Raw genomic sequence first — 26,511 nt, forward strand, 5'->3', positions numbered from 1 at the left:
TTGAAGGCGACGGAAGATCATATCAGACCGACGGAAGCTTACATCAGGGCATTATTTTTTCTTCGGATGCCCTATTTTACTGGATGGAATACACAAATCGTTACCAAGAACAAAACTCTCGCTTTATAAGTCTGCAACCATTGTTTTCTATATTTGAAAAAAGAATAAAACGAGACAAAACTTTCGCATAGAATTCGTAAGTATCTAACTCTTGCAATTAAATAAAATTTATCACTATACTGATTTTATTAAATAATCATTTAGTAATACCTTGCAAACATTAAAAGACAACCCTTCAAGTATCTTTAGACTTACAACTAAACCGTAAGACTTACACATGAATTTGAACTCTGAAAATAAGACCATTTTGATAGCTCCCTTAAATTGGGGCCTGGGTCATGCTACACGTTGCATTCCTATTATTAAAGCTTTGCAAGAAAATAATTTCACTCCCATAATTGCCTCAGATGGTATAGCCCTTGAATTACTTCGCAAAGAGTTTCCCTATTTAAAAACCCTTGAATTACCTTCTTATCAAATTGAATATGCTAAAAATGGTAAAAACTTTAAATGGAAATTGATAAAAAGCTTACCCAAGATGTTGGAAGCTATTAGTGAAGAAAAAAGTATTGTAAAAAAATGGATTAAAAAATATGAAATAGACGGAATCATATCTGATAATCGTCTGGGTGTTTTTTCGAAGAAAATACCTTCTGTTTTTATAACCCATCAATTGAATGTAATGACTGGAAATACAACTTGGATTACCAGCAAATTACACCAACAAATTATAAAAAAATATACTTCTTGCTGGGTTCCCGATGTAAATTCAAAATTAAATCTCACTGGAAAATTGGGACATTTAGAAAACAATTCTTTAAAGGTAAAATATCTGGGACCATTAAGTCGCATGCACAAAATGGCATTACCTATGCAGTACAACTTGATGATTATTTTATCGGGACCTGAACCACAACGCGGGATGCTGGAAGCGCATCTTACCGAAGAGGTAAAACGTTTTGATGGAAAAGTAGTTTTTATAAAAGGAATAATTGAAGCTGAACAAAAAAAAGAACAAATAGGCAATGTAACGTATTATAATTTCATGAAAACCCGTCAACTGGAGCATACTTTCAATGAAAGTGAAAAAGTACTTTGCAGGTCTGGTTATACTACCATTATGGATTTGGTAAAACTTAATAAAAAAGCCTTTTTTATCCCAACTCCTGGGCAGTATGAACAGGTTTATTTGGCAAAAAAACTACAAGAAGAAGGTCTTGTACCGTTTACTTGTCAAGAGTCCTTTAAAATTGAAGATATTGCAAAAATTGAAGAATATCAAGGACTACCACAATTAGATACTACCGTTAATTGGGAAGAATTATTTAAAGTCTTTTAAACAACAAAAAGTCGGAACGTCAAAAAACGGTTCCGACTTTTTTCTTATCTTACTATTTTATCTTAAATAAAAATTATTCTCCAGATACTATATCATCCATTTTATCATGTTTGATAATTTTTGCATTGACCATAAAATAAACATATTCGGCGATATTGGTACAATGTTCAGAAATACGCTCTAAGTGTTTTAAAACTATTACCAAATTAGTACCCGAAACAACCGCTTTGGAATTCACTTTCATTTCATTGATAATATCATGAACAGCCTCATCACATTTATTTTTAATTTCTTTGTTCAAAACAAATATCTCTCCAATTGTACTTCCTTCACGAGTTATAAAACAATTGTTTGTTTTAACAGTAATCACTTCAACTAATTTGGAAATATCCGCAATATTGAACTTTACGATCAAATCGTGTTTTTCTTTTATGTTTTTTGCCTTTTTTACAATGCTGATCGATAAATCACCAATTCGCTCAATCTCATTACTAATTTGCATTGCAGACATAATAAAACGCAAATCGGAAGCTACGGGTTGTTGCAAAGCAAAAATACTTTGACAAATTTCATCAATTTTGACATCTAATTTATCAATTTTATTTTCTGTCTTCTTAATAGTTTTTCCTTCAGCAGTTTCTGGCTCTTGCAAAAGTATTTTTACTGCTTCGCTCACTTGACCTTCAGCCAATTGCCCTATTTTTTCAATAATCCCTTTTAATTTGTCTAATTCTATTTCGAAATGTGTAGTCATATTTTAAAGTTTAAAGTTTAAGAGTTTAAAGTTTAAAAGTAAAAATCAATTAAAGTAATTCTACTATTAAACACCAATACAATTAAACAATTATCCAAATCTTCCCGTAATATAATCTTCTGTTTGTTTTTGTAGTGGTTTAGTAAAAATAGAATTTGTTTTCCCCATTTCTATCAAACTTCCCATATAAAAGAAAGCAGTATGATCACTAGTTCTTGCTGCTTGTTGCATATTGTGCGTTACAATGATAATCGTGTATTGCTCTTTTAATTGATGTATTAATTCTTCAATTTTTGAAGTAGAAATAGGATCTAATGCACTTGCGGGCTCATCCATCAAAATAATATCCGGGCTTACCGCCAATGTTCTTCCTATACACAACCTTTGCTGTTGTCCACCTGAAAGTCCTAGTGCAGAATCATCCAAACGATCTTTCAACTCATCCCAAATGGCAGCTTGACGTAATGATGTTTCCACAATTTCATCTAATTGTGTCCTATCATTTATTCCGTTAATACGGGGACCATAGGCAATATTTTCATAAATGGATTTTGGAAAAGGATTGGACTTTTGAAAAACCATTCCGATTTTTTTTCGAATATTAACAACATCAACATTTTTATTATAGATATCAATTCCTTCGACTAACATTTCTCCTGTAATAGAGACACTCGGAATTAAATCATTCATTCTATTAATGCATCTCAAAAAAGTTGACTTCCCACAACCCGAAGGCCCAATCAAAGCAGTCACTTTATTGGCTGGAATATCCATTGTGATTTCATTCAATGCCTTTTTTTCACCGTAGTATAATGATAAATCATTAACTTTTATTTTTATGTCTTTCATTGTTAAGTTGTAAGTATTAAATAATAAGTATAAAGTAAAGTGCAAAACTTAATACTTTTCCTTATGACTTCATTGTTATTTTGCTTTTCTTCTAATTCTTGCTCTAATAATTACTGCAACTACATTTAGTGATAATGTCAAAATTAATAATACTAATGTTGTAGCAAATTGTATGGGCATTGTTTTCTCTACATCAGAAGATTGAGTAGACATAATGTAAATATGATACCCCAAATTCATAAACTGATCACTCAAAGAACCAGGAAGAGTTGCCAAATAATAAGCTGCTCCTGTAAACAAAATTGGTGCTACTTCGCCAGCACCTCTACTTACGGCAAGAATAGTCCCGGTCATAATTCCTGATACTGATTCGGGTAGAATCACTTTGCGGATAGTTTGCCATTTGGTTGCACCAAGTGCCAAACTTGCTTCTCTTAATTCACGGGGAATTGTTTTCAGAGCTTCTTCGACAGAAACAATAATAACTGGTAATGTCAATAAAGACATCGTTAAACTTGCCCAAAGAATATTGGGTTGTCCCCAACGCAATTGACCATCATTAAGAACCGTATCAGCACCTGCGCCAATAAACTGTATAAAAAAACCAAGACCAAAAAGACCAAATATAATTGAAGGAACTACCGCCAAAGTACGCACAGAAAATCGAACCGCCGCTGCAAATTTGGAATTCTCATGAGCATATTCTGTTAAATAAAGAGCGGTAATAGTTCCAAAAGGAACTGCTGCAATTGACATAACAACGACTAGAATGAAAGTCCCTATTATGGCTGGTAAAATCCCTCCTTCGGTCATTCCATTGGTAGGAAAAGAAGAAATAAATTCCCAAGAAAATTTAGTTCGTCCTTGATAAATGATAATCCCCAAAATAATAAAAAGAATAGCAATAATAAGAATTACAGCCAATTGGGTCAGCCCAATAAAAAATTTTCCTTTTGTTTCCGAACCACTTTTTTTACTAGAAAAAAATTGATTTTCTGTTTGATTTAAAACTGTTTCCATACTTATTTACCTTGGAATTTTTTCAATAATTTACCTTTTACATAGAACTCAGCCACTGCATTTAATGCAAATGAGAAGATAAAAAGTAATGACCCTATAAAAAACAATACACTATAATGAGTTTCTCCAAAAACAGTTTCGGCCATTTCAGAACCAATTGTTGCAGCAAACGTACGCACACTTTCAAAAGGGTTCGCAGAAACTAATGCTGCATTTCCTGTTGCCATAAGAGCAATCATCGTTTCTCCAAAAACTCTTCCAATTCCTAATAATAGTGCTGCAAAAATACCCGGTGTTGCTGCTGGCAAGATCACAAAAAAAGCAGTTTGCCACTTACTTGCCCCAAGAGCCAAACTCGCTTCGGTATACGTTTTGGGAACTGCCGCTAATGCGTCTTCCGAAATAGTATAAATGATAGGAATTGCGGCCAAGGCCATTGCTACTCCACCAATAAAAGCGTTCAATCTGGAATCGTAACCAAAAACATCTTGAAAGAAACTAGCCAAAACCATCAAAGCAAAAAATCCAATAACCACTGATGGGAAAGCAGCTAACATTTCGATAATAGGCTTGATTATTTCTTTAACTCTTTTTGATGCGAAACAGGCAGTGTATAAAGCTGCCAATACAGCCAAAGGACCAGCAATTAACATCGCAATAATAGTTACTTTCAAAGTTCCGATCAATAATCCAATCAATCCAAATCTGGGATTATCAGATACTGGAACCCACTCTGTAGTAAAAAATGTACTCCAGGTTTTATCTGCTCCTTCTTCATTTTGAGAAACAGCATCCATTGGTTCATCAGTTGATGGAACCGTTAAATCTTCTTTTGGAGTATCCCCATACGATTCAGGTTTCAAATCATCATTCGAAACTGCTTCTGAGCCATACGTCTCTGGTTTTAAATCTTCAGTAGTTTCAGCACCATATGTTTCGGGCTTCAACTCTTCAGTAGTCTCAGCACCATACGACTCTGGTTTCAACTCCTCGGTAGTCGCTCCGTAAGTTTCTGGTTTATTTGCTTTGTTAGCTTCGACTTCTGTTAACGCTTTTGAATCTTTTGCTGAACTAAATAATGGCAATGACTCTTTAAAGACAAAAATGAAGATTAAAAAAATAACTGCTATGGATAAAAATGCAACTGATGAAATAATCTTTTCGGCAAGAAACTCAGAAATTCTAAATTGTTTCTTTAGGCTTTCTTCCGTAAAAGTATTTGATTTTTGGGGAATTTGAGAATCCATTTTTTTTATTTAGGAAGTTCGTTTAGTACAAACACAACTATCCCTCACTTCACTATAAAATGAGGGATATGTTACTTAATTATTATTTTAAAGGATAATATCCAACTTCAGCAATAAGAGCCTGACCTTCGGAGCTTAAAATCCAATCAATAAAAGCTTTAGCTTCTCCTGTTGGTTTTGATTTCAAATACATATACAAGTATCTTGAAATTGGATACGTATGATTTTTAATTGTAGCTGCCGTTGGTAAAATACCTGGGCTTTTATCATCTTTCTTAACAGCACAATCTTTTACACCTTCAGCATAAGCTGCTCCACCATAACCAATAGAAAATTTGTCTTTTTTAACTGCATTTACAATTGCTGCTGTACCTGGTAAAGTTTGACAAGATGGAGAAAAGTCAGTTTTAACTACATTATCTTTAAAGAAACCAAAAGTTCCTGAACTACTTTCTCTACCATATAATTTGATATTTGCATCAGGACCTCCTACTTCATTCCAATTCGTAATTTTACCAGCGAAAATTTGACCAATTTGTTTCAATGTAAGTGTTGTAACTGGATTCGCTTTATTCAAATAAACTGACAAACCATCTTTGGCACAAGGAATTTCAACTCCCATTGAATTGTATCTCGCTTTTAATTTTTCAATTTCAGATGCTTTAATAGGACGACTAGAATTAGCAATATCAGTTGACCCATTAATTAAAGCTGCCAAACCTACTCCTGATCCTCCACCAGTTACCTGAATAGAAGCTCCGGGGTTTTTCTTCATGTACACCTCTGCCCATTTTTGAGACAAAATAACCATAGTATCAGAACCTTTTACAGTTACTTTATTGATTGTAGTGAATGAAAATCCAATAGTCATTACCACTACTAAAAGGGCTGCTATTTTAAATTTAGTTGTATTCATTTTTTAAGTGTCTTTTAATTTTTCAACAAAAGTAGAACTGCTACGTTAAGCCTATGTTAAGTAAGCATTATTCAATCTTTACCATTTAGCTATTTTTACAATAATTTTACAATAACTAAAAAGTATCATAACCGAGGAAAGACTATTCCTACTGAATATCAACAACATAAACAAACAAAACAGTTCCAAACAAAAAAAGAGGCTATTTCACAACTTGTAAAATAGCCTCTTTTTATATAAAAATCTCTGTGAATTTTAAAACAAAATTATTTTAGAAATTAACTTGAAATCTTAATGTTGCTGTATTATTTCGAATATCATTATTATATATTCCTCCAATTGTTGAACTTGTTTCGTTGATTGGCATTGTATAACCTAAACCAATTTTTGTATTGGTTGTAAAGAAATAATGAAACGCAAATCCCCAGGTATGAACTTCTAAATCATTGGCAACAGCCACCCCATTACCAGACAATTTAACATTGGGATCAAATGAATCGTAACGAATACCTCCTTGAAATTTGGTTCCAAAGTTTTTCTCTAGAGCAACATAATATCCTAAAAACTCTCTTTCCCCACTAAAGTTAAACGATGGATTATTATTAATGATAGCACTTCCAGCAGTACCAGAAATAATTCCTCTATGAAACTCTGATTTTAAGGCAATACCTCCTAGAATATCGTAGTACACTTGAAGTTCGGCTCCATACCACTGCTTTTTTAATTTATCTCCAATTTTGGCGTCAAATGGTTGGCTATTAACATCACTGTAAGTACCATCTGCAAAAACAGTGTTTTTTCCATAATACCCATTTCCACCAAAATCGATACCTAAACCAGCTTTAGGAAATTGTAAAGAATAAGTTGCTCTTACAACAATGTCTTTTTCACTGTCTACATCTGCAATTTGATTCGATATAGGTCCTTCTCCAAAGTTTCCATTAAATGCAGCAACATCAATTTTCAAAGGAATTTCATATTGTGTCATGAAATCAGCAACAACTTTTGCTCCCAAATCTCTTTCTTGAGGATACAAAATAATTGACATCCTGCTTCTTTCCATAAAAATCCTCTCTCTTGAAGAAAACTCTACTTCGTAATCTGGTCTGTTAAATTGTCCAACCCATAATTGATAGGTATTTGTCCATCTATCATTCAATTGAACATAGGCATCTTTAAGAGTAACTGCACTGAAAGTAAAATTAGGCTGCAATACAAATGTCACTCCTTCAATAGGTTGGTACGTAAATTTTATCCTAGCTCTTCTAATAAGAAAAGAATTATTTACATCGACTGGGTTCGTAGTTAGGGGTACATTGGTTTCAGAAGTACCTGGTCTCAATTGCAAAGGCCCCGAAGAAGTGGGTACATCTTGATAATTAAACATATCAAATTGAACTTGCATATATCCGGATATTCTCAATTTAGACATTTTATCAACTTGCTCTTGTAATGGAGACAACTGCTCATTTAGAGCATCAAACTTCAATTGATGTTCATTAATTGATTGTTGTAATGAGTCAATACTAATGGCAATTGGTTTAATAGAATCATTTTCTACTTCTTGAGCATTAACTATACCAAAAATTGACAACATTAATGCAACTATAACTTTTTTCATTTTCTTTTAATAAGAATGTTAATTTGCGGCAAAGGTGATGCCGCAATGTTAATTTAAAGTTAACACAATGTTATTTAGATGATAATTTAATGTTAATCGGTTTTTTCTTAGATAATTAAAAAACACTTTTTTTTCGCCAACCTCTTAATTTACTGATATATCTGCTAATTATTTTACTTTTTTTAAGTTGATTTTCAAGTTACTAAATGTTTAATTTAACCTCTTTTTTAAGTTAAGCTTATCATTTAAAAGCCTTTTATCAATTGCAAAAGAGAACTTAGATCCAATTCTAAATTCTCTTTCGATGCACTTTTTCGCTTTTTGACTGAAATATTTTTTACAATGACGAAGTTAATTCAGATTCCTTTTTGAAAAAAAATTGCTTTTGTTTAAATAATAGAAACGTTAAAAAAAGCTTGCCTGATTTTACTCCAACATTATTCTTTTACCAACTTACTTAACGCAAATTAAAAATTGAACTGCGCTTGTAATCTTAATAAATTGCCTTGTTGTCTATTATTTGGAAGTATACTGTCTTCAAAAGTTCTATCAGCAATAACCCATTCTGCTGTCAATTCGAATACTTTAAACGGCTGCCACTCTAGACCCAATTCATAATCTCTTACAACATAACTTCTCGCATCTTTTTCATATTTTTTACCTCCGTCATAATATTGAAATTTAGCAAAAGGATATAAAAAATGGTGTTTTTCTAGTGATATGTCTAATTTATAATTTAAAGTTATATAACCACCATTCAAGTCAACAACCTCAACAGTATTAGTAAGCTTATCATAACGTGGTCCTCTCCCAAAATTATATTCTGTTTGAATACCAAATGGCCTTGGATACAATACAAAAGTTGCTCCAACTCTTTGATCGATCGTATATTTTTTATTTGGAGTTGTTACACCATCGGATAATTCACTAGTAAAAGCCCATTTCCCAGTATAAGCTTGTATACCAGGCTCAATTATCTGACTTCCAATCACAAAAGGATACGTTAATCTTGTTACGATATGCAAATCTCTATTAGCTTCAGATTTGTTTAATGTTTGACCATTATAAGCACCGAATGCAAATACTCCATAATCTCCAGAACCTTTATACCCATCATTTACCAGCATAGCAAAACGCTTTCTTATTTCGCTTGGGGCCCAATAAAAAAACATACCTAAATCTCTTTCATTAGCAACAGCACTATTCAAAGCATCATTACGATCTAAGGTTAAACGATTTTGACTGGATTGTAAATTCTCAAAACCAAATGGAACTTTACTTTGTCCGACTCTTACTCTGTATTCTCTTTTTTTATCAAAAGATAAATCAAAATAAGCATCTCTAAGTTGAACAAAATTATTCACGCCACTTGATGGTGAACTAGCAAAATCAGGTTGGAAATAAAAATACAAATTAGGAAAGATTTGTCCCGAAAAAACAAGCCGGGCACGTCTTATAAAAAATCCGTTATTGGATTTGGCATCAGGTTCGGTTGAAGTCGTTCCCCAAGATTTATCACATTGATCGCAAGAGACTTTATCATTAGTAGAAAACAATCCGTTGTATCTTATCTGAGCATACCCTCTAAAGGAAATTTTGTGATACCACAATTCTTTGTCTTTTTCAGATTTTTCAATTTCAGCTTGCTTTACTTTTTCTTTATTAGCTGAATTAATTGAGTCTAAAACACGAATTACTTCTTTTTTGATTTCGTCTTTCCTTGTATCTTGAGCATTTACTACAAATGAAACCACTAATAAAATTGCAAATAAAATTTTCCTCATCTTTGGATTATGATTAATTTTTGCAAAGTTGAAACTGATGTGTTAATTTAGTTTTCACACAACATAATTTACATAATAGCATATTATTATGTACTGAGTGCTATATACAAACAAATTATTATTTTACTTGAAAAACACTTAATTCACTTAGCATTCAAACAAATATAATAATTTATTGAATTTATTTGAATATTACTAAATGCTTAATTTTTCTTTAGACCATATTGATCGGTAATAAATGTCTTTTCGAGTGTAAAAGAAAACTCAGACCCAATTCCAAACTCACTTTCGACATAAATTTTTTCTTTGTGAGCTTCAATAATATGTTTTACAATGGAAAGTCCTAAACCTGAACCGCCTTCGGTTCGAGCACCGCTTTTATCTACTCTGTAAAAACGCTCAAAAACACGTGATATATTATGTAATTCGATACCTTCTCCGTTATCGGAAATACGAACTAATACTTTTTTATTGGTTAAATTGACAATAGAAACTTCAGTCAAACCACCTTCTTTTCCATATTTTATGGAGTTTACAATCAAATTTTCGACTACTTGCTGAATTTTATCTTTATCTCCATTTACAAAAATAGGCTTCATCTTATCATTTTCAAATGCCAAAGTAATATCCTTTTTATCAGCTTTCATTTCTAACAAATCGAAAACATTTTGAATCAACTTAACAATATCAAACTTTGTAAAATCAAGATTTAAATCACCAGATTCCAATTTGGTAATCATATCCAAATCTTCAACAATATAAATCAATCGTTCTACACCTTTTTCAGCACGTTTCAAATATTTTTTTCTAATGGTTTTATCTTCCATTGCTCCATCAATAAGTGTTGACAAATATCCCTGAACGGTAAATAATGGTGTTTTGAGCTCATGAGAAACATTTCCTAAAAACTCTCTTCGATATTCCTCTCGTATTTGTAGCATTTCTATTTCCAACTTTTTATCGGTAGCAAACTTCTTTACCTCTCGGGTTAAAGTTTCCATATCTGTATTTATTGGCTTATTGATAAATGTGCTGGATTCTAATAAAGAAACATCGTCGTATATTTTTTTTACTCTTCTATAAATAAAGCGTTCAACACGATATTGTAAAACAAAAAACGAAAATACATAAACAAAAAAGAGACTAATAAATCCCGACAACAGCATATTACTGAATGAAGATTTATATAGTATTGAAGAAAGAATCATACTAAATCCCGACACAAATAAACTAATATACAATGACGATTTTATAGCAAACTTGTAACTCTTTTTGAAATTAATTTTCATAATTGAATAGTAAGTCTCTAAGTTGCTGAGTCACTAAGTTACTGAGTTTCTTAGAAGTTTTAGAAAATACAGATTGTACAATTTTTACAAATCTGGATGGATTATTTTTAAGTTGCTAAGTTAATGAGTTTCTTAGGAACTTAGAATTTTAGAAAAAAAAATAGTTGCTAAGTTTCTTAGGAACTCAGCAACTTAGATGCTTAGAAGCTAAAAAAGTTAAACTTCAAACTTATACCCTACTCCTTTTATGGTTTTGAAAAGATCATCACCAATTTTTTCACGAAGTTTTCTAATGTGAACATCAATGGTTCTGCCACCAACTACAACATCATTTCCCCAGACTTTATCTAAAATTTCTTCTCTTTTAAATACTTTTCCAGGCTTAGAAGCTAACAAATAGAACAATTCAAATTCTTTTCTCGGTAAAGCAATTTCAGAATTATCCTTAACGATTTTATATTCTTCACGATTAATTTCTATTCCGCCTACATTAAGCGTTTCACTGTTTTGATCTTGTTCTTTTAATCTACGCAATAAAGCTTTCACTTTACTAACCAATAATTTTGGTTTTATTGGTTTGGTAATATAATCATCTGCACCAGCATCAAATCCAGCTACTTGAGAATAATCTTCATTTCTCGCCGTCAAAAAAGTAATAATAACATTATTCAACTCAGGAATTCTTCTAATATTTTCACAAGCCTCCATACCATCCATTTCTGGCATCATAACATCCATTATAATAAGGCTAGGTAATTCTTTTTTAGCTTTTTCAATAGCATCTTTACCATTGACAGCAGTAACTATTTGATACCCTTCTTGAGCTAAATTATAGCCTACAATTTCTAAAATATCTGGTTCATCATCAACCAGAAGAATCTTGGTGTTTCTTTTCTTCATATTTATAGCAAATATTAAGCTTTTCTATTGTATCTATCTAGTAATAGCATACAATAACTTTTTATTGCAATGTAAAAGTAATAATAAACAACAAGTAACAATACAAAAAAGAGCGACTTAACCTTAATTTAATATGGTAACAATTTCATAATAATTATGACATTGATTCATAACTAGGACTTAACACAAAGACTAGAATCCTGCCATTTATTTGCAGAAAATTAAATACTACATAAAATGAAATTAAAATTTCTATTCTTTACACTATTTATTTGTGTTATTGGTTTCTCTCAAAACAATGGAACTATAACAGGTGTTTTATTAGACAAAGATTCCAACAATCAACCATTACCATTTGCTAATGTTATGATAAAAGGAACAAAAATAGGTGTTAATACTGATATTGATGGAAAATATACCATTACAACTACTCCTGGAAATCACACTATTCAATTTAGCTTTTTGGGTTATGAATCAGTAGAAGTTCCAGTAACTGTTACAGCTAACCAAACTGTTGTATTGAATAACTCTTTAGGGTCTGGAAGCTACAAATTAAAAGATGTAGTAATCAAATCTAGTGCAGGTGGAAGAGAGAAAGAAACTGCTTTATTATTAGAACAAAAACAAGCCGTAGTTATCAAACAAAGTATTGGTGCTCAGGAAATGTCCCGTAAAGGAGTTAGTGATGTAGAAGAAGGATTAACTAAAATTACTGGAATTACAAAAGTAGGTTCTCGCGGATTATTTGTTCGTGGACTAGAAGATCGTTACAATAATTTATTAATTAATGATTTGGCCGCGCCAACTAATAATCCATTTTCAAAAATTGTCCCTTTGGATTTGTTTCCAACTAATATTGTTGGAGTAATTGATGTTTACAAAACTTTCAACCCAAATATCTATGGGGATTTTGCTGGAGGAACGTTTAATATTCAAACTTCAAAAGCATCTAAAAGCATCACCAAATTAAATCTTGGTTTCGGTTACACAACTGGAAACAGTCTTAAGGATTTTTTACTTTCTCAAGATGCTGACACCGCAAAAGGATTTTGGGGTTTTAACGGAAGCGAAAGAGAACTACCAAGCTTTTTAGGAGAAACGGCAACAAGAAAAACATTTACAACCAATCAAGCTTTAGCCTCAGTAAGTAATAACAAAGGTTTTAGTGTAAGCGAAGGCAAAAGCCCTCTAAACACAAGTATCAATCTTCTTCATGCTGAAAAATTCAACTTGAATAAAAATAGAATTTTCTCGTATTTACTTTCTATAAATTACGATAATAATTTCGCAGTAAGAGAAGGTGTAGACAGAACTATTGATATATCGTCAACGGGTTCTGTATATGATAATAATTTTGTAACCACAGATTACCGTTTCAAAACTACAAATTCCTCATTGATAGGATTGAACTACAGTACAGATAGACTGAAATTGTCATTCAACACAATGTACATTAGAACGACATTAAACTCTATAAAAGATCAATACGGACAAAATGGAGTTAATAACCCTCAAAATAGACTTATCCGCACCAATCAATTGGACAAAAGCGATTATCTAAATGCTCAGTTATTAGGAGAATATGCTTTAAATGAAGACAAAAGCCAAACTATTAAAGCTGGTGCTTCTTATGCAAATACAAAATACGAGCAACCGGATCGTAAATTTTTCTCAGGGTTTGTAACTGGTGATGATGTGATTAGCACTACTTATGGAGCAAATAATTTCATACGTCAGTATTTAACTGTTGATGGAAATTCATTTTACTCTGCTTTAGTTGAGTATAATTTAAAATTTGGGAAAAATGACAAACAAAACAAATTAACAGTTGGTTATAATGGTAATGGATCTAAAATGGAATCCTCATACCGTTTTGTTGCCAGTTCTGGTACTAATTTTTCTTCAACAATAAACGATATAGATACTCACATAATCAACGACATTTTAGCTCATAAAGCATTTTTTAACGAAAGTTCTAATGCTACTTATAAAGTTAAACTTAACGAAATGGCAAATGCAGGGTATGCTAATTTGTTTTGGAAATTTGGTGAAAAACTGGAAGCAAATGCAGGAATTCGATTTGAAAGCACAATCAAAGAGACAAACTACAGAACATTAGGTACTTTTGATCAACCTTTCCAGACATTAAAGTATGACAACACTTATTTTTTACCCTCGATAAACCTAAAATATTTAGCTACTGAAAAAGCGAACATCCGCTTTGCAGCAAGTAAAACATATACTAAACCAGTCATAATGGAATCATTCCCATTATCATACCTTAATGCCGATGGAACTTCTACTCAAGGAAACTCAATTTTAAAAAACAGTGATAATTACAATGCTGATTTAAAATATGAAGTATTCCCAACAGCAAAAGAAATGTTTGCCTTCGGATTATTTGGAAAACATATTATAAACCCAATCGAAAAAACATTTATTTCGAACGCTACAAGTGGAACTGTTACTACCTTTTTGAACTCAGACAGTGCTAACTTATTTGGGGCAGAAGCTGAATTTATATTAGACTTAGGAAGAATTACTGATGATTTATCCGCTTTTTCATGGGGATTTAATGCTACATTAATGTCATCAAAAGTTACTGTAAGTCCAGATTTTGTATCTGTAGATGAAGATCAAAAACCTTCTGTAAAACCTTCTATCGAAACACATCAATCAAGATCATTGCAAGGGGCATCTGATTGGTTAGTGAATTCGGATTTGAAATACGAATTTAGTTTTAGCAAAGATTGGACAAATACCATGTCGTTAGTTTATGGCGTTTTTGGAAAAAGAATATATGCCGTAGGAACAAATGGACAAGATCATACTTATGAATTGCCAGTACAACAATTAGACTTTGTTTGGGGAAGTAAAATATCAGAACATTTTGATGTAAAATTCACCGCAGACAACTTATTAAATCCAGAAAGAAAATTAGAATTTGGAAATGATGGTACACTAAAAATAGCTGAAGAATCATTATTAGCTAATAGTTATAAAAAAGGAGTAGGATTCTCAGTAAAATTAGGATATACTTTTTAGAAGTCAAAAAAATAAAGAAAATTAAAGCTCCGTATATCGGGGCTTTTTTTATGACTATCCAGGACTACTACCTTTCTTTATGATTAATTAATTACAGACTGGTATATTACTATAAAAACATAATGTTATTGATACTTTGTATAAGTAAATCTAATACTTCGTATTACATACAGTAGTATTTAGTGCTATATTTTAAATGATTATCTGTTACTAATACCATTCTCTATAATGGATCACTACTGAACGTTTTTTAGAAACTTGATCTTTTTCTGTTCTTTATATCTCCGTGTCTTTGCAGACTCAATTTCACCTAAAAACTCAAAGCATACTTCTACCCTATTAAACTCTTGGGGTGAATTACGAAAAGTGATATTTTTTATCAAAAATATAAATCAATTTACTGTAAATCAGATATTTGAAACAACATGAAATCACATAACATTTTCTTGACATTAACCTCGTTTTTTGATAACCGTAAAGTAATATTCTAATAACTCCGAAAGAAAATTTAGCCTATACATTTGCTTAAAATAAAAAACAAAAAATACAACAAACTATGAAAACAAAATTTTTAGCTTTAGCATTATCTCTAGGCTTACTAATTTCATCATGTAGTAATAATGATGATCCAATAACAGTACCTGAAACAGCTCCTTTAACTGGTACAGAAAGTGTTGTAGTTGGCGGAACTACTACTTTTTCAAGTACAACTCCAGGCGGAACTTATTCAAGTGGAACTCCTTCAGTAGCAACAGTTGGAGCAACAACAGGTGTAATAACAGCAGTTTCAGTTGGAACATCTATTATAACTTATAATGTACCAGGATCTGAAATCGTAACAAGAACAGTAACTGTAACTGCAACTCCGGCAGCAACAGGAGAAATTACTGGTCCAATTGAGGCAGATAAAACTTATGCTTATGGTAATTATACTCTAAAAGGAATTGTAAAAATCAAAGCAGGTGTTACAGTAACATTTGAAGCAGGATCTACAATTACTATCGACAAACAAAACGGAGACAATGCATTAGTTGTTCTAAAAGGTGCAAAATTAATCACAAAAGGTACTGCTGACAAACCAGTAGTATTTACAGAAAAATCAAAACTTCCAGGATCTTGGGGTGGAATCATTATATATGGTGATGCTCCCGTAAAAGTAGCTGGTGGTGGAGCGTCTTCTACATCAGAAGATGGGAACAATATCTCTTACGGAGGAACAAACGCAACTGACAACAGTGGTTCACTAGTGTACACAAGAGTAGAATATGCTGGTTCAAAATTAGCTGATGGAAACAAAGAAAACAATGGTTTTACTTTCTATTCTGTAGGTTCAGGAACAGTTTTAGATCACTTAGTATCATACAAAGGTGCTGATGATGGATACGAATTCTTCGGAGGAACTGTAAGTATGACAAATGCTATTTCTTATGGTAATACGGATGACGCTTTTGACTGGCAAGATGGATGGCAAGGTCAAGCAAATACTAACTGGTTTGCTTACCAAACAGAAAAAGGAAACTACGGTATGGAAATCGAAGCTTCTGCAAATGACAATTCATATGGACCAAAAGTTACAAACATTACTCTAAAAAGAGACGCTAATAACATTCCTGAACAAAGTGATAATCAAGTAGATGCTTTCCAATTTAAAAGAGAAGGAAACGGAGAATACAGTAATATCATTATAGATGGTTACGGAAACTTCACTGATCCAGCTAATACAACTTTTAAAGGTAGTGCTGTAAGAATTCAAGATGACGCAACAAATACTCATCAAGTAAATACAGGAAAAATTAAACTTCTTAATGTAAAAATCACTAACACTACTAATGTTCTACCAATTGGCGCTACTGATTTAATCGTGGTTGCTTTCCCAGCAGGAAACTTTACTCAAAGTACTACTGCAACTGGAGCTTCATTAACAACTGGTGCATGGTGTACAGTAGACGGAGTTGATTTATTATCTAAAAAATAAACTCTAGCAAAAAAAATATTAAAAACATCCTAATTTTTTAGGATGTTTTTTTTGTATGAAACTTTTTTTCTATCTTTACTATTCAAAACCAAAGCTAATGGCAAAAAACTACTTTTATATTACTCTCTTAGCGGCTCTTTTTTTTACTACTGGTGCACTAGCACAAGATAATAAGCAGCCGAAAACTCAAGAAGATGCTTCAATTGAAGGGTTAAGTTTGTATCCAAATCCTGTGGCCACTGGTAAAGTTTACATCACTTCAAAGAAAGATTCAGAAAAAGAGATTATTATTTTTGATGTGTTAGGAAAAAAGGTCTTACAAACCGTAATTAGCACCAAAGAATTAAATATCTCTAATCTATCCCCAGGGATTTATATCATTAAAATAACCGAAGAAGGCGCCACTAGTAGCAGAAAACTAATAGTCCAATAATTCTTCATAACAAAATCACAAAAGTTCCATTACTCATTGGAACTTTTTTTATGCCTTTTTTTTAAAACCATAAACATCAAAAAATAAAAAAAGGCTTAAAAATATAATATCTTTGTCCTCAAAAAAAATCTTGATTACAGCCAGCGACATATTTACCATTTCGAGTCAGAAGCAATTTGAAAAAATAGCTTTAAAAGTATTCCGTTTTCAATATGAAAACAATTTGGTTTACCAGGAATTCTGCGATTTATTAAAAACAAATCCGCAGAAAGTAAAGTCGCTGCATCAAATTCCTTTTTTGCCTATTCAGTTTTTCAAGAGTCATAGTGTAGTTTCAAACAATAATCCTATAGAAACCACTTTTACTAGTAGCGGAACAACTGGTGCTATTACCAGCAGACATTTGGTTACAGATGTTTCGATTTATGAAGAAAGCTATCGCAAAGCCTTTTCACAATTTTACGGCAACATCGAAGATTATGTGGTCTTGGCATTACTTCCATCCTATCTTGAAAGAGAAGGCTCTTCATTAATCCATATGGTAGAAGATTTAATACAGCTTACCAACAACGATAATAGTGGTTTTTACCTCAACAATCACGAAGAGTTAATTCAAAAGTTAATAGAATTAGACGAAGCAGGTCAAAATGTAATTCTAATTGGAGTTACATATGCCTTATTGGATTTAATCGAAAAAAGAACATTCCAACTCCAACATACCATTATCATGGAAACGGGTGGAATGAAAGGGAAACGCAAAGAAATGATTCGTGAAGAATTGCACGAGCAACTTTGTGACGGTTTTGGCGTTACTGCCATCCATTCTGAATACGGCATGACCGAACTACTTTCTCAGGCTTATTCTTTAGGAAATGGCGTATTTGAATGCCCTTCCTGGATGCAAATTCACATTCGCGATACCGAAGATGCACTAACATATATAAACGACGGTAAAACTGGCGGAATTAACGTTATCGACCTAGCCAATATCAATTCTTGTTCGTTTATTGCTACGCAGGATTTGGGCAAAAAATATCCCAATACCACTTTCGAAGTATTGGGACGTTTTGATAATTCTGATATTCGTGGTTGTAACCTAATGGTTATTTAAATTACACAACTCTAACTATAAAATAGTTCTTCTTACCGCTTTGCAACAACACAAATTCATTATTGATTAAATCGTTCGTTGACAAAACGAAATCTTCTTTGATTTTTTCTCTATTTACAGAAATTGAATTCGCTGTTAAAGCTCTTCTGGCTTCACCATTCGATTTAAAAAATCCTGTTTTTTCATTTAAAACTAAAACAATATCCAAACCGGATTCAATATCCGATTTAGTAATTTCTGCTTGAGGAACACCATCAAAAACTTCTAAAAAAGTAGCAGAATCTAATTGTTTCAAATCTTCAGCATTTGAGTTTCCGAATAAAATATTTGATGCTTGAATTGCTTTTTCTAATTCTGCTGCAGAATGAACAAAAACAGTTAATTCTTCAGCTAATTTTCTTTGCAAAACTCTTAAGTGAGGTGCAACTTTATGCTCTTCAATTAAAGCATCAATAGTATCTTTATCCAAAAAGGTAAAGATTTTGATATACTTTTCAGCATCAACATCAGTTGTATTTAACCAAAATTGGTAAAATTTATAAACAGAAGTTTTATCAGCAGTCAACCACACATTTCCACCTTCAGACTTTCCAAATTTAGAACCGTCTGCTTTGGTGATTAATGGACAAGTCATTGCATACGCTTTGGCTTCTTCTCCAACATTCATTCTTCTTACTAATTCGGTTCCTGTTGTGATATTTCCCCATTGGTCAGAACCTCCCATTTGCAACAAACAGTTGTATTCTTTGTGTAAATGATAAAAATCGTATCCTTGGATTAATTGGTATGTAAACTCAGTAAATGACATTCCTTCACCTTCTCCAGCTAATCTTTTCTTTACAGAATCTTTAGCCATCATATAATTTACCGTGATACGTTTACCCACATCACGAGCAAAATTGATAAAAGACAAACCTTTCATCCAATCATAATTATTGACTAAAACTGGTGCATTTACGGTATTATCATTAAAATCTAAAAAACGAGACAACACTCCTTTTATTCCTTCTACATTATGATTTAAAGTAGCCTCATCTAATAAATTTCTCTCATCAGATTTCCCAGAAGGATCTCCAATCATTCCTGTCGCACCACCTACTAAAGCAATAGGTTTGTGTCCAAAATTCTTAAGGTGAACCAATAAAATAATCGGCACCAAACTACCAATATGCAAAGAATCTGATGTAGGATCAAATCCAATGTAAGTAGTTGTCATTTCTTTTAAAAGTTGTTCTTCGGTTCCTGGCATGATATCGTGAACTAAACCACGCCATTGTAATTCGGAAATAATATTTTTCATTTATAATAATCGATTTTGAGCAAAGATAGTAATTCAATTATGAATTATAAATTATGAATTATGAATTGAGGCAGTAAAAGCCTTATTTCAGAAACTTTAAACTAAAAAAACTTAGAAACTTAGAAACTTAGAAACTTTAAACTTATTACATTTGTAAATATGATATTAGTAACTGGAGGAACAGGTTTAGTAGGCGCCCATCTCTTAATCCATTTAGCGGATAAAAGAGAAGAAATTCGGGCTATTTATAGAAATCTTGAAAATATCCAAAAGACAAAATCACTGTTTTCATTATATAAAAAGGACGCTCTTTTTGAATTAATCCAATGGATTGAAGCTGATGTTCTTGATATCCCATCTTTAGAACATGCTTTTCAAGGAATTAATAAAGTGTATCACTGTGCCGCCATGATTTCTTTTGATCCAAAAGATGAAAATCTTGTTAGAAAAACAAATATTGAAGGCACTGCTAACATTGTAAATTTCTGTTTGACATATAATATCCAAAAACTTTGTCATGTAAGTTCTATAGCTGCTCTTGGCGACTTAGCAGCACACGAATCAATCATTACTGAAGGAACTGAATGGAATCCTGAAAAACTTCATAGTGATTATGCGATCTCAAAATATGGATCGGAAATGGAAATTTGGCGTGGCCAACAAGAAGGACTTAAAGTTATAATGGTAAATCCTGGCGTAATTATTGGTCCTGGGTTTTGGAATCAAGGAAGCGGAGAGCTTTTTACCAAAGTAAAGAACGGATTACCTTTCTACACCAAAGGATCTACTGGTTTTATAGCGGTTACCGATGTTATTACCATCATGCACCAATTAATGGAAAGTGATATTTATGGAGAACGATACACCCTTATTGGTCAAAATATCATTTTTAAAGATTTTTTATTCTCGATTGCTGATGCCTTAAAAGTTAAAAGACCAAAGCATCATGCCACACCTTTTATGATAAACACTTTATCCAAATTGGATTGGATCGCTTCAATATTTTTTGGTAAAAAAAGACAACTCAGCAAAGCCTCTGCTAAGTCTTCCTATTCAACTGATTTATATTCTAATGAAAAAATAAAAAACGCCTTGAACATAACATTCATAGACGTTTTTGATTATATACAGAAAATTACAATCTTGTAAATTTAGACTATTTTTTAGCCTTTATACTCTTTCCTTTTTTGACCTTACTAATAGAATCTTTTTCTTTTTTAGTTAGTAAACTCTTTTCTTTTTTGACTTTATCTACAGAATCTTTCTCTTTTTTAATTTTTAATTCTCTTTGCTTCTGAACCTTTTTTATAGAATCTCGGATTTTCTTTACTTTTACCTTATTTAATGCAATTTTCTTTTTTTCAGCATTTTTATTGATCAAATCTACAGCATTTTTCTCCTTCTCTAATCGCTTGTTTACGTTATCAAATAACACTCTATACTCTCTATAATCAGCTGCGTAATAGGCATTACTTTTTACAAATTGAAGACTGTCAATTTTATATTTCTCAAAGATATAGGTCTTTGGATTGATTCCATTTTTTGACATAGAATTTGGCTCTTGATATTTTAGAGCATCTAAGATTGCCATATCATAAAAAATATTTTCCATCATTTTTTTATCAATAAGATTATCAGGTTTTGCAACCAAATCCTTATTGCAGCTAAAAAAAAAGGCCACTAAAATAAAAAGAGAAATTATTTTCTTCATCTACAATTATTTTTATCGATCAAACAACATTCTTTCTCCTGCACGAATGTCTTTTACTTTAAAGCCAGAATAAACCAACTTACCATTAACGAAAGTATGTGTAATTCTAGATTTAAAAGTGAACTTTTCAAAAGGAGACCATCCACATTTTGAAAGTATATTTTCTTTCTTTACACTCCAAGGCAAACCTGGATTGATAATTACTAAATCGGCATAATAGCCCTCTTTAATAAAACCTCTCTTTTCTATTTTGAAAATTTTTGCTGGATTATGACACATCTTTTCAACGATTTTCTCTACACTTATCTTTCCTTGATGATGTGCTTCAAACATTGCCACAAGGGCGTGTTGAACAAGCGGCCCTCCGGAAGGAGCTTGTAAATATTTTTGATTTTTCTCTTCTAATGTATGCGGAGCGTGATCGGTAGCAATTACATCAATACGCCCATCATTAAGCGCTTCCCACAACACTTTTCTGTCATTGGCAGTCTTAACAGCTGGATTCCACTTAATAAAATTACCTTTTGTTTCATAATCATCATTGGTAAACCATAAATGATGCACACAAACTTCGGCAGTAATCTTTTTTTCTTCAAGCGGAATTTTATTAGTAAACAATTCCATTTCTTTGGCAGTCGAAAGATGAAAAACATGCAATCTTGCTCCTGTTTTTTTAGCCAAAGCAATAGCTTTTGAAGAAGATAAATAACAAGCCTCTTCACTACGAATGAGATGATGAGCAGTTACTGGGACATCTTCACCATATTCTTCTTTATATTTTTCTAAATTATTCTTGATAGTCTGCTCGTCTTCACAATGAACTGCAATCAACATAGAAGTACACGAAAATATTTTTTCCAGAACCGCTTCATTATCCACCAACATATTACCTGTAGAAGAACCTAGAAATATTTTAATTCCAGCAACATTTTTTGGATTTGTTTTCAACACTTCTTCCAAATTATCATTGGTAGCCCCCATCATAAATGAATAATTGGCATACGATTTCTCGGAAGCAATTTGGTATTTCTCCTCTAGAATTTCTTGAGTAACTGCATTCGGAACTGTGTTAGGTTGTTCAATATACGAAGTTATCCCGCCTGCAACTGCAGCTCTGGACTCAGATTCAATATCTCCTTTATGAGTAAGACCCGGTTCTCTAAAATGTACCTGATCATCAATAACTCCAGGCATAAGATAACTTCCCTCGGCATCAATAATCATACAATCAGACGATTTCAAACTAATACTGTCCGAAACCTCAACAATAAGATTATTTTCTACAAGAACATCACCTTCAAAAATAACTCCTTCATTTACTATTTTAGCATTTTTAATTAAATATCTATTCATAGCATTCTCTTTTACAAACTGTTAAATATTTTTTTTAAGCGCAACAAAATAACACCCAATACAGCCTCAACTATTATAGAATTACTCATTTTAGATTGTCCTTTGGTTCTATCTGTAAAGATAATTGGTACTTCCGAAATGGCTAATTTTTTACAATAGGTACGGTATTTCATTTCAATCTGAAAAGCATAACCAACAAATCTAATCTTATCAAGATTAATCGATTCGAGTACTATTCTTTTATAACAAACAAAACCTGCCGTAGCATCGTGTATTTTCATTCCAGTAATCATACGAACATAAACTGACGCAAAATAAGACATTAAAACACGACTTAAAGGCCAATTAACAACATTTACTCCTGTTACATAACGAGAACCAATAGCTAAATCAGCATCTCCAAAATGACAAGCATCATATAATTTTTCTAAATCTTTGGGATTATGAGAGAAATCAGCATCCATTTCAAAAACAAAATCATAATTATTTTTCAAAGCCCATTTAAAACCATGCACATAAGCAGTACCTAGCCCAGACTTTTTAGCTCTTTTCTCCAAAAACAACCTGCCATTAAACTCTTCTTGAAGCATAACTACCTTATCCGCAGTATGATCAGGAGAGTTATCATCAATAATTAAGACATGGAAAGGTTTGTGTTGAGAGAGCACTGCTCTAATAATGCTTTCGATGTTTTCAATTTCGTTATAGGTAGGAATTATAACAATGCAATTGTTCATATTTCGCGTAATTTCGATGCAAAAGTAACCTTTTTATGCCATTTGATTATTATAAAATTATAATAAATAATGTTATAAAAATTACTAATTTTGCTTTAATTATGACTGAACATATACTTCATCCTAGAATAACCGATACGAGCGATTGGGTAACCATCCTTTTTATTATGGCTTTTGGCATTATTGCTTTGACCAAATCCATCTATGAAAATCGCTTTGAAGATTTTACTAAATTAATTTTCTCCGATAAATACACCCGAATATACAGAGATAGCAGTCACTTGATGGGTATGTTTTCTATTTCGTTATTCTTTGTCCAAATTATTTCATTTTCATTTTTTATTCAAATTTTATTAAATAGTTTTGGTCACGGAGCTAAAACAGATTGGATATTATTCATTCAAATTTTCACTTTTCTTATCTACTTCATTTTATCGAAATTTCTAATCGAAAAAATCATTGGAACGACATTCAAAATCGAAGAACTAGTCGAACAGTTTAATTTACAAAAGGTTACATACCGAACATATGTCGGCTTATTATTACTCCCAATCGATATTATTTTATACTATTACGATTCAATTTTAAAAAATATTCCTCTGCTAGTCCTATATAGCATAGTAGCTCTGAACGTTTTACTTTATATGTTTTCGATAAAAAATTACAGAAAAGAAATTTTCAGTAAGTTGTTTTATTTTATTTTATATCTTTGCACTCTTGAAATAGCACCCTATTATTTTATGTATTATTGGTTTACAAAAAATAGCGTTTAGAAATAATTAAATTATGAAAGTGAAAACAATTTTGGTGTCCCAACCAGAACCTAAAGTGGAAAATTCTCCATACTTTGAGCTGCAACAAAAGCATAAAGTGAAAATTGATTTCAGACCTTTTATTCATGTTGAAGGAGTAAGCGCAAAAGAAATTAGACTTCAAAAAATTGATCTTAACAACTACACTGCTATCATATTAACTAGCAAAAATGGTGTAGATCACTTTTTTAGAGTAGCAGATGAAATGCGATATAAGGTACCAGAAGGATTAAAATACTTTTGTCAATCTGAAGCAATTGCGTTTTATCTACAAAAATATGTAGTGTACAGAAAACGTAAAATCTATGTTGGACCAAAAGATTTTGCAGATTTATCGCCTTTAATTAAGAAATACAAAGACGAAAAATTCTTATTACCAGCATCTGACCAATTAAACGCAGACATTCCAATTACATTAAACGCTTTAAAAGTCGATTGGACTCCAGCTACTTTTTACAAAACAGTTATGAGTGATTTATCTGATTTGGCTGATGTTTATTATGATGTTCTAGCTTTCTTTAGCCCAACTGGAATTAAATCTTTATATAAAAATTTCCCTGATTTTGAACAAAACAATACTCGAATAGCCGTTTTTGGCAGTACTACTCAAAAAGAAGCTCTTGATCACGGATTACGTGTAGACATTATGGCTCCAACACCTGGAACTCCATCAATGACAATGGCTTTAGAAAAATATATTATCGAAGTTAATAAAGCAAAATAGTTATTTCTAAAAACTACTTACTTTAAAATCCAAATTTCAATTACTACATTAATTGAGATTTGGATTTTTACTTTTAAACCATTTCTATTATTTTTAATTGCGGATTAAACCAAAGCTGTTATTTTAAATCAAATAAGCAGTCATTAGGTTTTTATTATACAATAACTTTTATTATAATTTACCCATACTCAACTCTGAATTTGTAAACATTTAAAGAACACCAACTATAACTAACCTACTAAAAAAGAGAACTATGAAAAAAATTCGTCTACTTACTCTTATTATCCCTTTATCTCTGCTAATAGTAAATTGCAGCACATCAAAAAAAAGAAAATCGGATTACGTTGAAGTTAAAAAAATCAGCTATAAAACAGATGTTGAACCAATCATTGCAAATAGCTGTACTCCTTGTCATATTCCTCCACAAGGAAAAAAAGAACCATTAGAAAACTATGATCATGTAAAAGCAAACATTGGCGCTATACTGGAACGCGTCCAACTTCCACAAGACAGTCGTAAATTTATGCCTCCGGTAAACAAAAAACCTGCTTTAACTGCTGATCAAATTTCAGTTTTAGTAAAATGGCAACAACAAAATATGACTGAATAAAAAACTCTTATAAAAACAAAAGTGGCTGTCTCTATTCGAAATAGCCACTTTTTATTTATAATTTAAATACTTAAAACAACTTACCTCCTATTCATATAAATAGAAACGTAATATAACAAAGTTGCTATCGAACCTAATGCGGCAACGACATACGTTCTGGCAGCCCATTTTAAAGCATCTTTTGCACCCGCTTGTTCTTGTTGTGTCAGCATTCTTTTGTTTTCTAACCAAGCCAAAGCTCTATTGCTAGCATCATATTCTACTGGTAAAGTCACAATAGAAAATAAAGTCGTTGCAGCAAAAATCACAATTCCGATTAATAAAAGAGATGGAAAAGTACGAATCATCAAGATTCCTGCCAACAAAATCCATTGCATATAAGATGAGGCCACATTCACGATTGGCACTAATTGAGAACGCAGCATTAACCATTGATACCCCACAGCATGCTGCACTGCGTGACCACACTCATGTGCTGCAACAGCTGCTGCAGCTGCATTTCTTTGGTTATAAACGGCTTCACTCAAATTAACTGTTTTATCAGCTGGATTGTAATGATCCGTCAATTGACCTGGAGTCGAAATGACACGGACATCGTAAATTCCGTTATCGGCAAGCATTTTCTCAGCAATTTCAGCACCTGACATTCCGTTTTGCAAATGCAATTTCGAATAAAATTCAAACTTATTTTTTAGTGTAGAACTCACTAACCAACTTGCCAGCATAATACCACCTGCAAGTATTAAATAACTCATTCCCATATTTTTTGTTTTTATGTTTAGTTTTAAAATAAACATCAAATTATGAACCAAATTAAGAAAATGCCAATTTGACATCCGTTAAATAAATGCCAATAAAAAATCCAAACCTCAACAATTATTGAAATTTGGATTTTAATATATAATCGTCTAAATGTAGAGA

General features: G+C 32.0%; 23 protein-coding genes. 9 read left to right on the top strand and 14 right to left on the bottom strand.

What is annotated here, in order from left to right:
- The first annotated feature begins 337 nt into the window (after positions 1 to 337).
- Positions 338 to 1,399, top strand: coding sequence for a glycosyltransferase family protein (locus CLU82_RS06925; protein WP_100842403.1), 1,062 nt, complete (start codon positions 338 to 340; stop codon positions 1,397 to 1,399).
- A 73-nt stretch (positions 1,400 to 1,472) separates the two neighbouring features.
- Here the strand turns inward: CLU82_RS06925 and phoU are convergent, their stop codons facing one another.
- From phoU to CLU82_RS06970, 9 genes are all read right to left on the bottom strand, one after another.
- Complete coding sequence (phoU, locus tag CLU82_RS06930; RefSeq protein WP_100842404.1) at positions 1,473 to 2,153, bottom strand: phosphate signaling complex protein PhoU; 681 nt, start codon at positions 2,151 to 2,153, stop codon at positions 1,473 to 1,475.
- 90 nt (positions 2,154 to 2,243) lie between these two features.
- Positions 2,244 to 3,002, bottom strand: a complete 759-nt coding sequence (pstB, locus tag CLU82_RS06935) for a phosphate ABC transporter ATP-binding protein PstB (RefSeq protein ID WP_100842405.1) — start codon at positions 3,000 to 3,002, stop codon at positions 2,244 to 2,246.
- A 75-nt stretch (positions 3,003 to 3,077) separates the two neighbouring features.
- Entirely contained in the window at positions 3,078 to 4,022 is a 945-nt protein-coding gene (gene pstA / locus CLU82_RS06940) for a phosphate ABC transporter permease PstA (RefSeq protein ID WP_100842406.1), read from the bottom strand.
- Positions 4,023 to 4,024: 2 nt separating this feature from the next.
- Positions 4,025 to 5,269: a phosphate ABC transporter permease subunit PstC gene (gene pstC, locus CLU82_RS06945; RefSeq protein ID WP_100842407.1), complete on the bottom strand. Its 1,245-nt coding sequence runs from the start codon at positions 5,267 to 5,269 to the stop codon at positions 4,025 to 4,027.
- A gap of 82 nt (positions 5,270 to 5,351) precedes the next feature.
- Positions 5,352 to 6,185 carry a phosphate ABC transporter substrate-binding protein gene (locus CLU82_RS06950; protein ID WP_100842408.1) on the bottom strand — a complete coding sequence of 278 codons (834 nt, stop codon included), beginning with the start codon at positions 6,183 to 6,185 and terminating at the stop codon, positions 5,352 to 5,354.
- 271 nt (positions 6,186 to 6,456) lie between these two features.
- The gene (locus CLU82_RS06955; RefSeq protein WP_100842409.1) at positions 6,457 to 7,806 is read right to left on the bottom strand and encodes a porin; all 1,350 of its coding nucleotides are present in this window, start codon (positions 7,804 to 7,806) and stop codon (positions 6,457 to 6,459) included.
- Between the two features lie 467 nt (positions 7,807 to 8,273).
- Positions 8,274 to 9,590: a porin gene (locus tag CLU82_RS06960; protein WP_100842410.1), complete on the bottom strand. Its 1,317-nt coding sequence runs from the start codon at positions 9,588 to 9,590 to the stop codon at positions 8,274 to 8,276.
- A gap of 203 nt (positions 9,591 to 9,793) precedes the next feature.
- Positions 9,794 to 10,879, bottom strand: a complete 1,086-nt coding sequence (locus CLU82_RS06965) for a cell wall metabolism sensor histidine kinase WalK (protein ID WP_100842411.1) — start codon at positions 10,877 to 10,879, stop codon at positions 9,794 to 9,796.
- 216 nt (positions 10,880 to 11,095) lie between these two features.
- Positions 11,096 to 11,779: a response regulator transcription factor gene (locus CLU82_RS06970; protein ID WP_100842412.1), complete on the bottom strand. Its 684-nt coding sequence runs from the start codon at positions 11,777 to 11,779 to the stop codon at positions 11,096 to 11,098.
- 237 nt (positions 11,780 to 12,016) lie between these two features.
- On the opposite strand from CLU82_RS06970, the gene CLU82_RS06975 reads away from it, so the two are divergent.
- From CLU82_RS06975 to CLU82_RS06990, 4 genes are all read left to right on the top strand, one after another.
- Entirely contained in the window at positions 12,017 to 14,824 is a 2,808-nt protein-coding gene (locus CLU82_RS06975) for a TonB-dependent receptor (protein WP_100842413.1), read from the top strand.
- A 556-nt stretch (positions 14,825 to 15,380) separates the two neighbouring features.
- Complete coding sequence (locus tag CLU82_RS06980) at positions 15,381 to 16,799, top strand: hypothetical protein (protein WP_198520196.1); 1,419 nt, start codon at positions 15,381 to 15,383, stop codon at positions 16,797 to 16,799.
- A gap of 97 nt (positions 16,800 to 16,896) precedes the next feature.
- Positions 16,897 to 17,232 (top strand): T9SS type A sorting domain-containing protein, encoded by a 336-nt coding sequence (locus CLU82_RS06985; RefSeq protein WP_100844959.1) that lies wholly within the window; start codon positions 16,897 to 16,899, stop codon positions 17,230 to 17,232.
- 106 nt (positions 17,233 to 17,338) lie between these two features.
- Positions 17,339 to 18,343: an acyl transferase gene (locus CLU82_RS06990; RefSeq protein ID WP_369829045.1), complete on the top strand. Its 1,005-nt coding sequence runs from the start codon at positions 17,339 to 17,341 to the stop codon at positions 18,341 to 18,343.
- A gap of 1 nt (position 18,344) precedes the next feature.
- Here the strand turns inward: CLU82_RS06990 and tyrS are convergent, their stop codons facing one another.
- A complete protein-coding gene (tyrS, locus tag CLU82_RS06995; RefSeq protein ID WP_100842415.1) occupies positions 18,345 to 19,643 on the bottom strand; it encodes a tyrosine--tRNA ligase in 1,299 nt (432 codons plus the stop codon).
- Between the two features lie 159 nt (positions 19,644 to 19,802).
- On the opposite strand from tyrS, the gene CLU82_RS07000 reads away from it, so the two are divergent.
- Complete coding sequence (locus CLU82_RS07000; protein ID WP_100842416.1) at positions 19,803 to 20,792, top strand: NAD-dependent epimerase/dehydratase family protein; 990 nt, start codon at positions 19,803 to 19,805, stop codon at positions 20,790 to 20,792.
- A 7-nt stretch (positions 20,793 to 20,799) separates the two neighbouring features.
- On the opposite strand, the gene CLU82_RS07005 is transcribed toward CLU82_RS07000, so the two are convergent.
- Genes CLU82_RS07005 through CLU82_RS07015 form a run of 3 tightly spaced genes read right to left on the bottom strand, consistent with a single transcriptional unit; the run spans position 20,800 to position 23,444 of the window.
- Positions 20,800 to 21,354: a DUF4296 domain-containing protein gene (locus CLU82_RS07005; RefSeq protein ID WP_100842417.1), complete on the bottom strand. Its 555-nt coding sequence runs from the start codon at positions 21,352 to 21,354 to the stop codon at positions 20,800 to 20,802.
- A 12-nt stretch (positions 21,355 to 21,366) separates the two neighbouring features.
- Complete coding sequence (locus tag CLU82_RS07010) at positions 21,367 to 22,707, bottom strand: dihydroorotase (protein WP_100842418.1); 1,341 nt, start codon at positions 22,705 to 22,707, stop codon at positions 21,367 to 21,369.
- 11 nt (positions 22,708 to 22,718) lie between these two features.
- On the bottom strand, positions 22,719 to 23,444 hold the full coding sequence (locus CLU82_RS07015) for a polyprenol monophosphomannose synthase (protein ID WP_100842419.1): 726 nt from the start codon (positions 23,442 to 23,444) through the stop codon (positions 22,719 to 22,721).
- A gap of 101 nt (positions 23,445 to 23,545) precedes the next feature.
- On the opposite strand from CLU82_RS07015, the gene CLU82_RS07020 reads away from it, so the two are divergent.
- From CLU82_RS07020 to CLU82_RS07030, 3 genes are all read left to right on the top strand, one after another.
- A complete protein-coding gene (locus tag CLU82_RS07020) occupies positions 23,546 to 24,217 on the top strand; it encodes a DUF4271 domain-containing protein (protein WP_100844960.1) in 672 nt (223 codons plus the stop codon).
- A 13-nt stretch (positions 24,218 to 24,230) separates the two neighbouring features.
- Positions 24,231 to 24,980, top strand: a complete 750-nt coding sequence (locus CLU82_RS07025; RefSeq protein ID WP_100842420.1) for a uroporphyrinogen-III synthase — start codon at positions 24,231 to 24,233, stop codon at positions 24,978 to 24,980.
- Between the two features lie 253 nt (positions 24,981 to 25,233).
- Positions 25,234 to 25,590, top strand: a complete 357-nt coding sequence (locus CLU82_RS07030) for a hypothetical protein (RefSeq protein WP_100842421.1) — start codon at positions 25,234 to 25,236, stop codon at positions 25,588 to 25,590.
- Between the two features lie 80 nt (positions 25,591 to 25,670).
- Here the strand turns inward: CLU82_RS07030 and CLU82_RS07035 are convergent, their stop codons facing one another.
- Positions 25,671 to 26,351: a zinc metallopeptidase gene (locus CLU82_RS07035; protein ID WP_100844961.1), complete on the bottom strand. Its 681-nt coding sequence runs from the start codon at positions 26,349 to 26,351 to the stop codon at positions 25,671 to 25,673.
- Between the last annotated feature and the right edge of the window lie 160 nt (positions 26,352 to 26,511).

Origin of the sequence: Flavobacterium sp. 5, assembly GCF_002813295.1 — a bacterium.
Taxonomy (GTDB): Bacteria; Bacteroidota; Bacteroidia; order Flavobacteriales; family Flavobacteriaceae; genus Flavobacterium.

What these genes read in the sequence shown, in the direction of transcription:
- CLU82_RS07025 (WP_100842420.1), top strand. Translation starts at nt 24,231, where the DNA reads ATGAAAGTGAAAACAATTTTGGTGTCCCAACCAGAACCTAAAGTGGAA.
- CLU82_RS06925 (WP_100842403.1), top strand. Translation starts at nt 338, where the DNA reads ATGAATTTGAACTCTGAAAATAAGACCATTTTGATAGCTCCCTTAAAT.
- CLU82_RS07035 (WP_100844961.1), bottom strand. Translation starts at nt 26,351, where the DNA reads ATGGGAATGAGTTATTTAATACTTGCAGGTGGTATTATGCTGGCAAGT.
- CLU82_RS07030 (WP_100842421.1), top strand. Translation starts at nt 25,234, where the DNA reads ATGAAAAAAATTCGTCTACTTACTCTTATTATCCCTTTATCTCTGCTA.
- CLU82_RS06970 (WP_100842412.1), bottom strand. Translation starts at nt 11,779, where the DNA reads ATGAAGAAAAGAAACACCAAGATTCTTCTGGTTGATGATGAACCAGAT.
- pstB (WP_100842405.1), bottom strand. Translation starts at nt 3,002, where the DNA reads ATGAAAGACATAAAAATAAAAGTTAATGATTTATCATTATACTACGGT.
- CLU82_RS06965 (WP_100842411.1), bottom strand. Translation starts at nt 10,879, where the DNA reads ATGAAAATTAATTTCAAAAAGAGTTACAAGTTTGCTATAAAATCGTCA.
- CLU82_RS07000 (WP_100842416.1), top strand. Translation starts at nt 19,803, where the DNA reads ATGATATTAGTAACTGGAGGAACAGGTTTAGTAGGCGCCCATCTCTTA.
- CLU82_RS07005 (WP_100842417.1), bottom strand. Translation starts at nt 21,354, where the DNA reads ATGAAGAAAATAATTTCTCTTTTTATTTTAGTGGCCTTTTTTTTTAGC.
- pstC (WP_100842407.1), bottom strand. Translation starts at nt 5,269, where the DNA reads ATGGATTCTCAAATTCCCCAAAAATCAAATACTTTTACGGAAGAAAGC.
- pstA (WP_100842406.1), bottom strand. Translation starts at nt 4,022, where the DNA reads ATGGAAACAGTTTTAAATCAAACAGAAAATCAATTTTTTTCTAGTAAA.
- CLU82_RS06950 (WP_100842408.1), bottom strand. Translation starts at nt 6,185, where the DNA reads ATGAATACAACTAAATTTAAAATAGCAGCCCTTTTAGTAGTGGTAATG.
- CLU82_RS07015 (WP_100842419.1), bottom strand. Translation starts at nt 23,444, where the DNA reads ATGAACAATTGCATTGTTATAATTCCTACCTATAACGAAATTGAAAAC.
- CLU82_RS07020 (WP_100844960.1), top strand. Translation starts at nt 23,546, where the DNA reads ATGACTGAACATATACTTCATCCTAGAATAACCGATACGAGCGATTGG.
- CLU82_RS06985 (WP_100844959.1), top strand. Translation starts at nt 16,897, where the DNA reads ATGGCAAAAAACTACTTTTATATTACTCTCTTAGCGGCTCTTTTTTTT.
- CLU82_RS06955 (WP_100842409.1), bottom strand. Translation starts at nt 7,806, where the DNA reads ATGAAAAAAGTTATAGTTGCATTAATGTTGTCAATTTTTGGTATAGTT.
- CLU82_RS06960 (WP_100842410.1), bottom strand. Translation starts at nt 9,590, where the DNA reads ATGAGGAAAATTTTATTTGCAATTTTATTAGTGGTTTCATTTGTAGTA.
- tyrS (WP_100842415.1), bottom strand. Translation starts at nt 19,643, where the DNA reads ATGAAAAATATTATTTCCGAATTACAATGGCGTGGTTTAGTTCACGAT.
- CLU82_RS06975 (WP_100842413.1), top strand. Translation starts at nt 12,017, where the DNA reads ATGAAATTAAAATTTCTATTCTTTACACTATTTATTTGTGTTATTGGT.
- CLU82_RS07010 (WP_100842418.1), bottom strand. Translation starts at nt 22,707, where the DNA reads ATGAATAGATATTTAATTAAAAATGCTAAAATAGTAAATGAAGGAGTT.
- CLU82_RS06980 (WP_198520196.1), top strand. Translation starts at nt 15,381, where the DNA reads ATGAAAACAAAATTTTTAGCTTTAGCATTATCTCTAGGCTTACTAATT.
- phoU (WP_100842404.1), bottom strand. Translation starts at nt 2,153, where the DNA reads ATGACTACACATTTCGAAATAGAATTAGACAAATTAAAAGGGATTATT.